Genomic DNA, 12,713 nt, shown 5'->3' with positions numbered 1-12,713 from the left:
CACCAGTGGTGACTGGTGATTGGCCGGATAGGTAGTAGAGTCTTTAATCGTCGGTTTGCCGTCTTCTACGGTGGCCGTCAGGTTGGAGATTTCTTTTTTGGTGCCGTCTGGAAACGCGCCATACAGGGTGACCTGGCAGGTATCATCCGCACGATAAGTAAAATCGTCCTCGTACGCCCCCGAAGGTAAAACTNGCCATACAGGGTGACCTGGCAGGTATCATCCGCACGATAAGTAAAATCGTCCTCGTACGCCCCCGAAGGTAAAACTCGCATGTTTATTTGATTTTCACCCGGCTGTAAGTAGGCGGTAGCGTTAAACCCCGAAGAGAAGGTGGCCGCGGTCGAACTTAGGTTGTCTATGGCATCAATACCATTAACCAACCCATTGCAATACATGGTCTGTGAGCTGATATTGGCGGTGTACAACACGGGGGGATTCTCGCCTTCGTTATCAATCTCGATATCAACGGTTGAAACCTGCTCTCTCGCTTGCCTCATTTCTTTATCTCCAAAGCATCCGGCTAATAAAATGACAGTTAAAATTAACGTTATGGCTCTCATGGTATCCTCTGCTAGTCGCCACCAAATAGTGTGGTGCGGTATGGAGAGTCATCGGCACTTAAAGGCTCAACCCACACCCACTCTTGTGTTTCTTCTTCGCTTGTGGCCGCGGAGTTCTCACTCTCCCAGCCATCAAAGCCGCCTTGGCTGTTTGAACTCTTCTCGTTGGGATTTTTCGTGCTAAACGTGACCTTCATTTTGACATAAGCCTTAATGCCTTCATGGCAGAAGATAAGCTCGGTTTTATCCTCTCCGCCTTTAAGTACGCACTTGGCATTGGCGACAATACCGCCTGTCAATTCAAACAGCCCCTCTAATACCCAGACGTTAACGCCACTTCGTATCCCTATCTCGGTGGTCATTGTGACGGCCTGCTCGGCATCAAAGGCATACGTCGGCGACTTATTAGGCACACATTCAATGCTGCCCTCGGTTTTGATACTGGTGGCGGCCATGACAAAAAACTCAGCGCCAAAGTAGGCGCCTTGCTGACCGGCTTTCACCTTGTCTTCCAGCTTTTGCGCCTCTTCGCGAAGCTTTTGCACCAGGTTTTTGATTTTAAAATACGCGGCTGCCGCAAGTATCAAGTCTAAGGTGATGGAAAAATCAAATAAGGGGTCGAGGCTCAATGTGGTTTTACCCACGGTCATGAGCTGGCCTTTATCACTGAGTGTGGTGGTTTGACTGCCCCCCAATTTGAGCACCGGCGGTTTAAATTCCCAACTCACCAGCTTAATGTCTTCTTCGCCCGTGTCTCGATACATACCTGACTTGATCATACCGACGGTGTCGATAATGCTAGAAATCAGTTCTAATTGGTCGCGTATATTTTCAAATTCATCTTGCACGTCACGCGTATGTAAGTAGTTGCTATTTTCGTACGTTAACCCCGTGCCAAACTTCGTTTCCGTGCTGCCTTCTTTGATCGAGAGACTGCCCTCCAGCGAAAACTTCTTTTTGATTTCATGCTTGGGGATCTCGGTGCGATGATGCGTTTCCGCGCCGCCGTTTCTGAGATATTCCTCGTACCGCGCGGTGCGCTCGTCATAACGCTCTTCATCCGATTTTTCTTCTGTCTCTTTTTTGTAGGACAGCGTTAGTTCACTTTTTAGTACGACTTTGGGGTAAACCTTAAAAGACAGGCTATCGTCAAGTAGCTTGCCTAAGATAGCGGACACGATGCTATCAAACCAGGCGGGCGTGTAGAGGATTTGGCTTTCCTCCTGCGGCTCCCCTGCGCACTGTGTCACACAAATTTGATATTCCTTGCAAGGCAACGCATCCTGGGTGTCTTCCGCCAACATCAGCATGAAGGCATCCCACAACCCAAAGGCGCCCGTCTGTGGGGAGCGCACAGTAATACCACTGTTCTGCCCAACCGATAAATCTTTCGCAAAGCCTTCATTATCAGTCACATAGCCGTTCGGGCAGGTCGGTTTTGCGTCTTGGCAACTCCCTTCAAGGGTAATGTCAACCTCTGCGCCCTCGCCTTCATCAATCACAACAACTGGCTCGCCTATCACTTCGCCACCACGATATTGTTGTGTGCTATCGCCTGCGGTCACCGCATAACCAATCAGGCAAGGCTCGGTGCGATTACAATGACACGCCTCGCCGGGGGGATGATTACAGCTCATGTTGGCCTCCTAATTTGGCTACCAATGTTTTCACGCGGTAGCTGCCAGGTAGTTGGGAATGAGAGAGCTCGGCATGCCATGCGGCGGGCAAGGCCTCCCAATCGGAAACATTGTGTGAGACACACAAGGACGCGATGGTTTTGATATCGGTCACGACGGTGACGCCCCATTGGGTTAATTGCGTCACTAGGGTATCGGCGAATACGCCTCTGTCTGGGTCACCGTCTGAGGCAGGTGTGGGCAGCGCCTGTAATATCGCTTGCACATCTTGCTTGAGGTTAACCATGCACTGGTCGAGCACTGCTTGATATTGCGTGTCAGATAACACCAATTCGGTCAGCGGGCGATGTACTTTAATGGGCGTGAGCGCCATCTCACGCGCCTGTGGGTACCCGGTTTGTATCGCTGTCATGGGGCCAAACACATAGTACTGTTGCGGCACCTTGCAGGCATCTAACAGCGCCCAGATGATACGCGGATCGTAATAGCGACAGAAAATGGGGGCCGGGTTACCTTCTTTGTACACCGAGAGCAAGGCTCTTAGGTGATTGAGCACAACCTTCGCCGGTTGCTCGGTGGTAAAGGCAAATCCCCACGGCTCACGGCGCGCTTGCAAGTAGTCCTCAAGCGCGGGAGGAAGCTCGACCAAATAAGGGGCAACCTGAGCAAAGTCGTCATCCACTGGAGGYAAAAAGACACACCACGACGCTGCCTCATGGTCGTCGGCTAAGGAGAGGATATGGGGCACCACCGCACGGTCTACCACCGCATACCGGTATTCGCTCATGGCTTAGCCCTCACTTGGCGGACAATTCGCAACAAACGCACTGCCTTCTGCGGCTGCGGCGCTGAGGGTAGCCGGACTGGAAGGCAGAGGGATCCCGCCTGGTGAGCCGCCTGACTTAATCAGGATTTTGGCCCCATCAATGGCCACGCCACTGCTATCAATCACCACAAAACTGCCGCCCACTTGCAGGGTGATTTTAGCGCCGCTTTTAATGGTGATGTCGCCGTCGGCATTAAAGCCAATCGCACTCGCGACTTTGGCCGCCCAGTCGCCATCGACTTTTTGGTGCTTATCGCCGTTGACCTCGCTCACATGACTCCCTTTCGTGGCATGCGATTGTGACCCTTCTACGGTTAACGTGCGATCGTTGGCGACCACGTGGTTTTCATCATGACCAATGTCGAGCTTGTGATCATAATTAACACGGATCTGCTGTGAGTTGCCGACATCGACTTGATTGTCTTTTTGTGCTTTTAGGTACACACGCTCACTGTCGGCTTGGTCTTCAAAACTGAGCTCGTTGTAGCCTTCACCTTGATGGCTGTCACTGCGCCATACCGTTTTGGTTTTAAACTCAGGGAGTGGATATGGCGGGGTGTTGGTGGCGTGATAAGTCCGCCCGGTAATAATGGGCTGGTCGGGATCGCCATTTAAGAACGACACAATCACTTCATGGCCAATACGCGGGATAGCCATAAAGCCGTACTGCGCCCCGGCCCAGCCTTGCGACACGCGCACCCAGCACGAGCTATGTTCGTCTCTTTCTGACTCTCTGTCCCAGGGGAAATGTACCTTCACTCGACCATGTTCATCACAGAAGATTTCTTCACCTTCAGGGCCCACGACCGTGGCCATCATTGGTCCATCCACCTGAGGTTTAGGCTGTGGCGTTGCCCGCCAAGGCGTGGCGGCAGGTACGACTTTAAATTGATTAGAGTAGGTGGTTTGCCCTGTGCTGCCGGCCTCTTCTAGTGCCTGGGGTTGCTCCCCCTTACGCGTGATAGAGACCACCAACCAATCGGCGTTCATCTCATCGGCGAGGTGCTCACTGAGTGTGAACTTAGTACCTGCACGCAGCAACGGTTGATTGCTTTGCCCGGTTGCCAGGCGCGCATCGCGGCGTAAATAATCGAGCCTTGCTTGGCTAAAGGCGCGACCATTGGCATCATCTTTATAACGGCCTGGCGCATCAAAGTGTTGATAGGTTTGCCGTTGGTAAGCCATATCATCACCGACCTGTTGTTGCATAAAGCTATAGGCAGGCTTTTTGAAGCTATAGTCTTTAAGGTACACATCAGAGACCGCGGTTTGAGTTTGCTTGGCGAAAGACCAAACATAAGGCGTATCGGCTTCGCCTCCCGCGGTACTGTTATAAATGATCGGGGCTTCGAGGGCGGTCAGTGCGCTGTTGTCATCACAAAAGATGAGCATGTGCTTGTCTTGGCTATGCGCAAAGTAGTAAACCAAGCCTTCTTCGGCGGCAAGACGCTCAATAAAGGCTAAATCCGTCTCACGATACTGGACACAGAACTCACGCTCTTCAAGCTTGCGAGACAGAGAGAATTGGTGGTCTTCCACCCCCATTTCCAGCAGCAGCTCAGCAATAATGTCTTGCACCGTCTTATGCTGAAAAATACGGCTGTTATGACGAAGTGCAAGTCGCTCGAGGGCTGGGACCAAGGTGAGCGAGTAAAAGGTATGGTGATGACCAATATCGCCTTGAGTAAAGCGCTTGACAACACCATGAAAGCGCTGCGCCACCTCACCATTGCGGTACATAGTGAGTACTGCCGTTGCATCAATCACTTGCTCCGGTTTTAGGTCGGTATGTCGGCTTGCCAACTCAATATCGTAGCGAAAGCCATGGCACCCTCCATCAACGCGGTTATCATCAGAGAGGACTTCTTGGCCCTCAAACCCTCTCACGACAAAGCATTCATCCGCTAAGCCTTTAATACTGAATGTATAATGAAGTGTTGCCATCACTTACCTTCCTTTCTGTCGAAACAAGTCAATGCTCTCAATGAACACAAGACTGAACGCGATGCAGCCCGCCCAATAGGCAGGCTGCGGTTTCCTCATCAAGGCGAGGATTAAGCTTCGATAGGCTTGCGCCAGTCGTCTGAGCCAGATGTGCCCGCGTTAACGTGCTCCCAGATAACTTTACGGTATGACATAGAGACCGTAAGATTCTGAGTGAAATCAGACTTGGCAGGATCTTGGCAGTGTGGCATTTCGCAATGGATGTCTACGATAGAGGCGCTTTCCAGCTTAGTGGTAAAGAAGTTTTCTTGTTTGCCTTCAATCGAGGTGCGGTACCACTTCAGCTCAACGGTAGACATTTTTTCACCTGAAGACAGCGCGTTATAAAGCAGCGGCACCGCTTTGTTGAGCGCGACAGTGAATTTGAATGGCTTGTGAACACGTTGGCCAGAAGGCTGGCCTGACTGCGGGTCAGTGGGCACCGTCACATTATGGTCAAACTGCTGAACCAGCATTTCATCTTCGTGACCTTCAACAAACGCATCACCGATGGAGTCTGCGGTACACGCACCGGCAGTAATCAGTCCCTGGGTTTCACCTTCAATCGAGATATAACATGGCGTTGGCATAATCGCTCCTATAAACGTTTAATTATTCAGCACAGCCTATTCACTGTGGTAAACGTTACATTGCGAAAAGCATGCCAGTTTTTATTTTCTTATTTTACAGGCACTTAATAATCCCCAAGCAACTTTTTGCTCGGCTACAAGCAAGAAGTTGCCAAGCTGAGCAAAAAGTTGCTTGGGAATAAAAGTTGACTCACCCAACCTGCACGTTTGTTGTCAGACCCACGAAACTACCCGTATACACCCAACAATACACCAATAAAAATCACTAGGCCGACATAGTTATTGTTCAAAAAGGCTTTAAAGCACGCCATCCGCTCGCGCTCTCTGGCGAGGTATTGCTGATAGACAAACAATGCAAAGGCGGCCAATAAGCTCCACTGATAGGCTGGCGACAGCGCCAACCACTGCCCAGCGAGCATCAGCAGCCCGAGGGTTAATAATTGTAAGCCACCCACCGTCGCTTTATCCCAGCGGCCAAATAGAATCGCCGTCGATTTGATACCAATTTTCACGTCATCGTCTCTGTCGACCATGGCATACAAGGTGTCGTAAGCGATGGTCCAACAAATGTTGGCGAAAAACAGCAACCAAACCACTGGTGGCAGCGCATTTTGCGCCGCCGCAAACGCCATGGGGATCGCCCAGCTAAACGCCAGCCCTAATATTAACTGAGGCAGATGGGTGTAGCGCTTCATAAAAGGATAAATAAACGCCAGCGCGACGCCGACAAAAGAAAGCTGAATGGTCAAACGATTTTGGGTGAGCACCAGCAAAAACGCACCGAATACCAACATAATAAAAAAGCCGAGCGCTTCTTTTTCGCTGATCCGTCCGGCCGGTAAGGGCCTATCTTTGGTGCGCTTAACATGGCCATCGAAATGGCGATCCGCATAATCGTTAATCACACACCCGGCGGCACGCATCATATATACCCCGAGCACAAAGACCACCAGGGTTAACAGTGACGGCATGCCATCGGCGGCGAGAAACAAGGCCCATAAGGTTGGCCATAACAGCAATAGCGTGCCTATGGGCCGGTCTAGACGGGCTAGCTGTCCGAAGGCGGCCAGTTTTGCGCTCATGCAGGGATCTCCTTTCCATACACAGGTGAGCTAGGCAGAAATAATTCCGCCACTAGCATGGGGCGATTGTGGAGCCAAAGCCGAGAGCGACGCGCATGCAACTGATGAGACAAGCACGCCACATTAGCGGTTTCAATCGCATCTCGCCGTGAGGCGCGCTGCTTAAAGACATGTTGGCCTAATGGCTCTGTTCCCAAGGCATGCAAGTGTCCCCCTTGTCCTTCTAAGGTGGAGGCTGGCATCAAGGTACGCGCGCACAACCAAGGAAGTCCATCGCCTTTTAATACCACTTCACGCACCACACAAGCCTCTTGGCCAATCAGCGCCACTTCGCTGTCAGTCAGTTTGTCTGGGGTTAATTGATAAACGGCAATCACATCCACGTCAAAGTCATGACAGTGCTGCTTCAACCTTGCTGTCATCGAATGTGATTCGAGTAACCAACTGCCTTCTGCGGTGCGCTTTAGCGCCGCAATATCTGGTCGCTCCCAGCGTGCCGTTTGCAGCGCTTCTAAATAGGTATGATTTAATTCCGACATTGTTTCCTGTGCCACATCGCGCAAAATTCGCCTGTCCTTACCGCTAAGGGGGGGACAATGTTGCTATACTCGGCTGGTAATTGTATCAGGCTGGTTGCGTTTGGAGAATGCGCTCAGCCTATCCCTGTCACACCATGAACGGAATAACTGGGTCACTATGAGTAAAAAACAACCCCTATTAATGGTCGTACTGAGCGTGTTGTTCTGGCTTAGTGCCGCCGTCCATGCACAAGAAGAGGGTGAGGGTAACCCCAAATACAGTTACTTTTCCTTAGAGCCTGAGATTACCACCAACTATGTCACCGAAGGTCGTCGATTAGGTTTTATCAAGGTGAAAGTCGAGTTGATGGTCGATAACCCCAAACTCGTCAGTGAGCTGGAGTATCACTCTCCCCTGATCCGCGATGTGATTATTGAAACCCTAAACCAGCAAACCGCCACCCAGATAAAGTCGTTGTCTGGCCGAGAAACGATTCGCAAAACCTGTTTAGAGAAAGTCAACGAGCACCTACTCGCCGAAACCAATCGCCGCATGCTCACCGACCTGTTATTCACAAAATACTTATATCAATAATCACTCAGCCGTGACGTTAGCGACGGGCTCAGGGTGGCTAATCACCTCAAGGTGGCTTCCCTGTGCGCTCAGCATGTCACGGATCTGAGCTGGTGGCGTTGCGTCAGTAAAGACCATATCCAGCTGGGTGATATTGCCCAAATTCACCATGGCATTGCGGCCAAACTTGGTATGGTCTGCTGCCAGCATCACACAACGACTGTTATCAAGAATGGCTTTTTTGACGCGCACTTCATGGTAGTCAAAGTCGAGTAATGAGCCATCATCATCAATACCACTGATGCCAAGAATGCCAAAGTCGAGCCGAAACTGAGAGACAAAATCGAGCGTTGCCTCACCGACAATCCCCCCATCGCGATTCCGTACCTCGCCGCCCGCAATAATCACCGTAAAGTCCTGCTTTGGCATTAAGATCGCGGCCGCATTCAAGTTGTTGGTCACCACGCGCAGGTTATGATGGTCTAGTAGCGCACGTGCCACCGCTTCAGGTGTGGTACCAATATCGATAAACAAGGTCGCCCCATCAGGAATATGTTTGACCAAGGCCTGTGCGATGGTGTCTTTTTCTTGCTGCTGAAGCACCTTGCGGGTCGCATACGCGGTATTTTCTGAGCTGGACGGCACCGTCGCGCCACCATGATGACGACGAATGTGGTTCTCTGCCGCCAATTCATTGAGATCGCGTCGAATCGTTTGCGGGCTGACATTGAAGCGCTCAACCAAGTCTTCCGTGCTCACGTATCCTTGTGACTTAACCAGATCAATGATTTGCTGATGACGTTTGTTTTGCTTCACTGCTTCTCCCCTTACAAAAAAAGCCCCCGCGATCACGAGGGCTTCCTAGTTTACGCATAGCCACTAGGCGATGCCAAGACAGATCACTTAGACAGCGTGCACAGCTGTGTCACGACGCACACGATGCTCCCCGACCCATGCCAAACACAGGAAGAAGATAGCCAACCCACACCCGCCGGTGAGCAGCATAAAGCCACCATCCCAGCCAAAGTGGTCGACGGTATAGCCAAGCGCAATGTTCGCGACAACCGCGCCACCCAGATAGCCGAATAAACCGGTCAGGCCGGCCGCGGTGCCCGCCGCTTTTTTCGGTGCCAGCTCCAATGCATACAGGCCAATCAGCATCACCGGCCCGTAAATCAAGAAACCAATCGCCACCAACGCTACCATATCGATGCCCGGGTTGCCGGCTGGGTTAAACCAGTACACCAACACTGCCACGGTCACCAGCACCATAAACAACACACCGGCAGGTGCTCGCGCCCCTTTGAAGAATTTATCAGACATCCAGCCACATAATAAGGTGCCTGGGATCCCCGCCCATTCATAGAGGAAGTAGGCCCAAGAGGATTTATCCACGGTAAAGCCTTTCGCTTCATCAAGATAAACCGGTGCCCAATCGAGTACGCCATAGCGAATCAAATAGACAAAGGCATTGGCAATCGCGATATACCACAGCAAACGGTTCTTCATCACGTAGGTGACGAAGATATCTTTGGCGGTCATCTCTTTTTCAAACGCTTCCTCGTCATAGTTCTCTGGATAATCGTCTTTATACTCCTCAATCGGTGGCAAGCCACACGATTGTGGGGTGTCACGTAGCGTTAACCAGATAAACACCGCGACCAATGCGGCAAAAAATGCAGGTACATAAAAAGACGCACGCCAGTCATCATTAAACAGCCACAAGCCGAGCAAGAATAGCGGCCCAATTAAGCCACCCCCGACGTTATGCGCCACGTTCCAAACCGACACCAGCTCACCACGCTCTTTCCGTGACCACCAGTGCACCATGGTGCGTCCACAGGCAGGCCAGCCCATACCTTGTACCCAACCATTAATAAACAGCAGGATAAACATGATGGTAATGCTGCTGGTTGTCCAAGGAAGGAAACCAAAGCTGAACATCACCAACGATGACATTAACAGCCCAGCACTTAGGAAATAACGTGGGTTTGAGCGGTCAGAGACACTGCCCATTAAGAATTTTGATAAGCCGTAAGCGATGGACACAGCGGCGAGCGCTACCCCCAAATCACCACGACTAAAGCCATATTCATCAATCAAATACGGCATGGCCAAGCTAAAGTTTTTACGCACGAGATAGTAGCCGGCATAGCCGATAAAAATCCCGATAAACAGTTGCCAGCGCAGTCGAGTGTAGGTGTCACCGATCTGCGCTTGAGGCAATCTTTGCCGGTGAGCAGCCGGACGGAAGATTCCAAACATGAGAGGGTCCTCAGTAAGATGTACGCGATGGATTTATAAAAGGATAAAAATCAAAGAAGTGAGCAATAAATTTTCGTATTCGCTCAACGGGTAGAATAATTACTCAAATTGAAAACAAAAACCGTGAAAGCGAACATAAAAACATAGATCTGACGCAATAAAATTGCGCTTACGAACAAAAAAAGAGCAGTTACCTGCTCTTTTTTCTTTACGCGATAGAGATAATGCGATGTAGACAGAGGTACCGATCCGCTAAGAATGGCGTTTCGCATCCCACAGAGCGAGCAAACAGCCAATGATCAGACCAAATAAATGCGCCATATTGGCGATGTTCATGCCCATCGGCTGGAAAAAGCCAATCACCAACCACGCCAGCATAAAGACAACATATGGCTTTTCGACCGTGAGGCCACGCGAGGGCGCCAGCCAAGTCATCCACCATAAATAGCCTAACAGCGCGTAAACCACGCCCGAGAGACCACCAAAGTAAGGCCCTTCCAACCAATACTGACCGAGTCCCGAGAACAGCGCGGCGAATAAAAAGATTTGAACCAGCTTACTGCTACTGCCGAGGCGTTCGATGCGACCACCAAGCACCCACCACCAGAGTAAGTTGAAGATAATATGCAAAGCGGAAAAATGCAGGAGCGCATGGCTGAATAGACGCCACAGCTGCCAGCGCTGACCACTATCAGCCGGAAACAGTAAGCTGCGTACGACAACCTCAAACCCGCCCAGCGTCATCAACGCAAACAACACCACACTGGCGCACATCACCGCCAAGGTCACCGGACCAGATTTATCTTTGACCGTTTGCCATAACCCTGAAGAGGGGTAGTGAAAACGGGCATGGCGGGTTTCTGCCACCTGCCAAGACGCCGCTTGATAACGGCTATGCATGGGGTCAGCGATAAACCGCTCCAGCTCGCTATCCACCCAGGCTTTATCGTTGTCGTTCACCAACCAAATCGCCACCTGCGTTTCCGGCTCAGGGGCGAGTTCAAGAGTGACGTGATGCGCTGCCGCATAATCGACAAACGCCTGAGCCAAGCGCGCATTTGGCAGTACCGCGATTTTTTGCATGAGCTGTCCTATTGAGGCTCCTATTTAAGATCGATACCCGACGCGGTGGGAAGGGCTTGACGTTGCCAGGCTTCAAACCCGCCATCGACACTATATACCGCATCGAAGCCTTGATTGATCAAGTACTGCGCCGCGCCTTGGCTGCTGATCCCGTGATAACACATCACCAGCACCGGCTGATCAAAGTCAACCTGATCCATAAACGCCACCAAGGTATCGTTCGTTAGGTGATACGCATCTTGAGGGTGCGCAACCTGAAACGTTTGTGGATCGCGAATATCCACTAATACTGCATTTTGCTGATCATCACGCAGCATTTCCCACGCATCGGTCACAGAGATGTGTGCAAACTGATCCATACCTTTTACCCCTTCACTCACAAAGTTATTCCCAGCTGACGTCACACGAGGATAACGTGCTCCTCGAAACAAGTCCGCATTGTACCTGAGTTTGATCTCACACGTCTGCTTCCCCCCGCCAACAGTGTTCGTTTTTTAGTCGACTGTGGAAAAAGGTGTGGATTGCGTTGATAAGCGATGATCGTTATACCGGATCCACTATATGTAGTAAGGATCCAGGATAAGCTGTGAATAACCTCTTCAACACTTTTCTTTTTCCCTGGCAACAGGCATAAAAAAACCGGCCTCATGGCCGGTTCAGCTTTGATCGAAGACGATCTTACAGCGCATCACCCATTGCTTGTTTAAGCTTTTTCATCGCGTTCTTCTCTAGCTGACGGATCCGCTCCGCCGACACTTGATAATGATCCGCGAGATCTTGCAGCGTGGCTTTGTTGTCGTCTAACCAACGAGAACGGACAATATGTTGGCTGCGCTCATCCAATGCGGATAGTGCACTGGCCAATCGGCGGTTTGCGTGCGACTCCCAGTTTTCCGCCTCTAGCGACGCGGCAATATCTGAGGTTTTGTCCTCCAGATAATAGACAGGGGCCATTGGACCGCTTTCGCGCTCATCGTCGGCATTCGCCGGCGCTTCAAAGGTCGCATCCTGTGCGGCCAACCGAGCTTCCATTTCGCGCACCTCAGACGCTTCCACGCCGAGTTGCTCTGCGACCATATTCACTTCGTCGTTATTAAACCAACCCAAGCGCTTTTTGTTTTTACGCAAGTTAAAGAAAAGCTTACGCTGCGCTTTGGTGGTTGCCACTTTAACGATACGCCAGTTACGCAATACGTACTCGTGAATTTCAGCTTTGATCCAATGGACAGCAAAGGACACGAGGCGCACGCCAACTTCTGGGTTGAAGCGCTTCACCGCCTTCATCAAACCAATGTTGCCTTCTTGTACCAAGTCTGCCATCGGGAGGCCGTATCCGGTGTATCCACGGGCGATATGAACAACAAAACGCAAGTGGGATAGGATCAGCGACTTCGCCGCCTCCAAATCACCATGATAATGGAGACGCTCGGCCAGCGAATGCTCCTCTTCAGCGCTGAGCATAGGGTGGCTGTTTACCGCTTGCAGATAACCGTCGATGTTATCTTGAACAATCGGTGCCAATGCGTTCATCTCTTTTGTCATTCAAACCTCGTTTCCGAATCGTCGAAGACCGAATTGCTGATTAAGCATGC

12 protein-coding genes and 1 pseudogene are annotated in these 12,713 nt (G+C 51.0%); 1 reads left to right on the top strand and 12 read right to left on the bottom strand.

The genetic code is table 11. The annotated features are described in order from the left end of the window. Positions 1-280: 280 nt before the first annotated feature. The 7 genes and pseudogenes from BZG72_RS16585 to BZG72_RS06260 form a co-directional block, all read right to left on the bottom strand. Positions 281-371, bottom strand: a pseudogene (locus tag BZG72_RS16585) (glycosyl hydrolase family 26); the annotation flags it as partial. A 203-nt stretch (positions 372-574) separates the two neighbouring features. Beyond that, positions 575-2,200, bottom strand: coding sequence for a hypothetical protein (locus BZG72_RS06285; RefSeq protein ID WP_077666379.1), 1,626 nt, complete (start codon positions 2,198-2,200; stop codon positions 575-577). Then, positions 2,190-2,987, bottom strand: coding sequence for a DUF4123 domain-containing protein (locus BZG72_RS06280; protein ID WP_077666378.1), 798 nt, complete (start codon positions 2,985-2,987; stop codon positions 2,190-2,192). Before BZG72_RS06280 ends, BZG72_RS06285 begins: the two co-directional genes overlap by 11 nt. Positions 2,988-2,990: 3 nt before the next feature. After that, positions 2,991-4,970: a type VI secretion system Vgr family protein gene (locus BZG72_RS06275; RefSeq protein ID WP_077666377.1), complete on the bottom strand. Its 1,980-nt coding sequence runs from the start codon at positions 4,968-4,970 to the stop codon at positions 2,991-2,993. 110 nt (positions 4,971-5,080) lie between these two features. After that, positions 5,081-5,599, bottom strand: a complete 519-nt coding sequence (locus BZG72_RS06270; RefSeq protein WP_077455008.1) for an Hcp family type VI secretion system effector — start codon at positions 5,597-5,599, stop codon at positions 5,081-5,083. Positions 5,600-5,826: 227 nt separating this feature from the next. After that, complete coding sequence (ubiA, locus tag BZG72_RS06265; RefSeq protein WP_077666376.1) at positions 5,827-6,681, bottom strand: 4-hydroxybenzoate octaprenyltransferase; 855 nt, start codon at positions 6,679-6,681, stop codon at positions 5,827-5,829. Then, on the bottom strand, positions 6,678-7,220 hold the full coding sequence (locus BZG72_RS06260) for a chorismate lyase (RefSeq protein WP_046074636.1): 543 nt from the start codon (positions 7,218-7,220) through the stop codon (positions 6,678-6,680). The genes ubiA and BZG72_RS06260 overlap by 4 nt, the downstream gene beginning before the upstream one ends. Before the next feature lie 157 nt (positions 7,221-7,377). Here BZG72_RS06260 and BZG72_RS06255 point away from each other — a divergent pair, with 157 nt between their 5' ends. Beyond that, positions 7,378-7,794, top strand: coding sequence for a flagellar basal body-associated protein FliL (locus BZG72_RS06255; protein ID WP_046074635.1), 417 nt, complete (start codon positions 7,378-7,380; stop codon positions 7,792-7,794). On the opposite strand, the gene BZG72_RS06250 is transcribed toward BZG72_RS06255, so the two are convergent. The 5 genes from BZG72_RS06250 to rpoH all read right to left on the bottom strand — a co-directional run bounded on the left by BZG72_RS06250 (position 7,795) and on the right by rpoH (position 12,651). Continuing rightward, the gene (locus tag BZG72_RS06250) at positions 7,795-8,589 is read right to left on the bottom strand and encodes a DeoR/GlpR family transcriptional regulator (RefSeq protein ID WP_046074811.1); all 795 of its coding nucleotides are present in this window, start codon (positions 8,587-8,589) and stop codon (positions 7,795-7,797) included. Between the two features lie 87 nt (positions 8,590-8,676). Continuing rightward, entirely contained in the window at positions 8,677-10,038 is a 1,362-nt protein-coding gene (gene glpT, locus BZG72_RS06245) for a glycerol-3-phosphate transporter (RefSeq protein ID WP_046074634.1), read from the bottom strand. Between the two features lie 252 nt (positions 10,039-10,290). After that, positions 10,291-11,121, bottom strand: a complete 831-nt coding sequence (gene glpG, locus BZG72_RS06240) for a rhomboid family intramembrane serine protease GlpG (RefSeq protein ID WP_046074633.1) — start codon at positions 11,119-11,121, stop codon at positions 10,291-10,293. A gap of 20 nt (positions 11,122-11,141) precedes the next feature. After that, positions 11,142-11,480, bottom strand: coding sequence for a thiosulfate sulfurtransferase GlpE (gene glpE, locus BZG72_RS06235; RefSeq protein WP_046074632.1), 339 nt, complete (start codon positions 11,478-11,480; stop codon positions 11,142-11,144). Between the two features lie 319 nt (positions 11,481-11,799). Next, positions 11,800-12,651 carry an RNA polymerase sigma factor RpoH gene (gene rpoH / locus BZG72_RS06230; protein ID WP_369795704.1) on the bottom strand — a complete coding sequence of 284 codons (852 nt, stop codon included), beginning with the start codon at positions 12,649-12,651 and terminating at the stop codon, positions 11,800-11,802. Positions 12,652-12,713: the final 62 nt, after the last annotated feature.

This window comes from Salinivibrio sp. PR6 (genome assembly GCF_001995955.1).
GTDB classification, from domain to species: Bacteria; Pseudomonadota; Gammaproteobacteria; order Enterobacterales; family Vibrionaceae; genus Salinivibrio; species Salinivibrio siamensis.
Note: the sequence above shows the minus strand (reverse complement) of the source record. Positions and strands in the feature narration are given on the sequence as shown.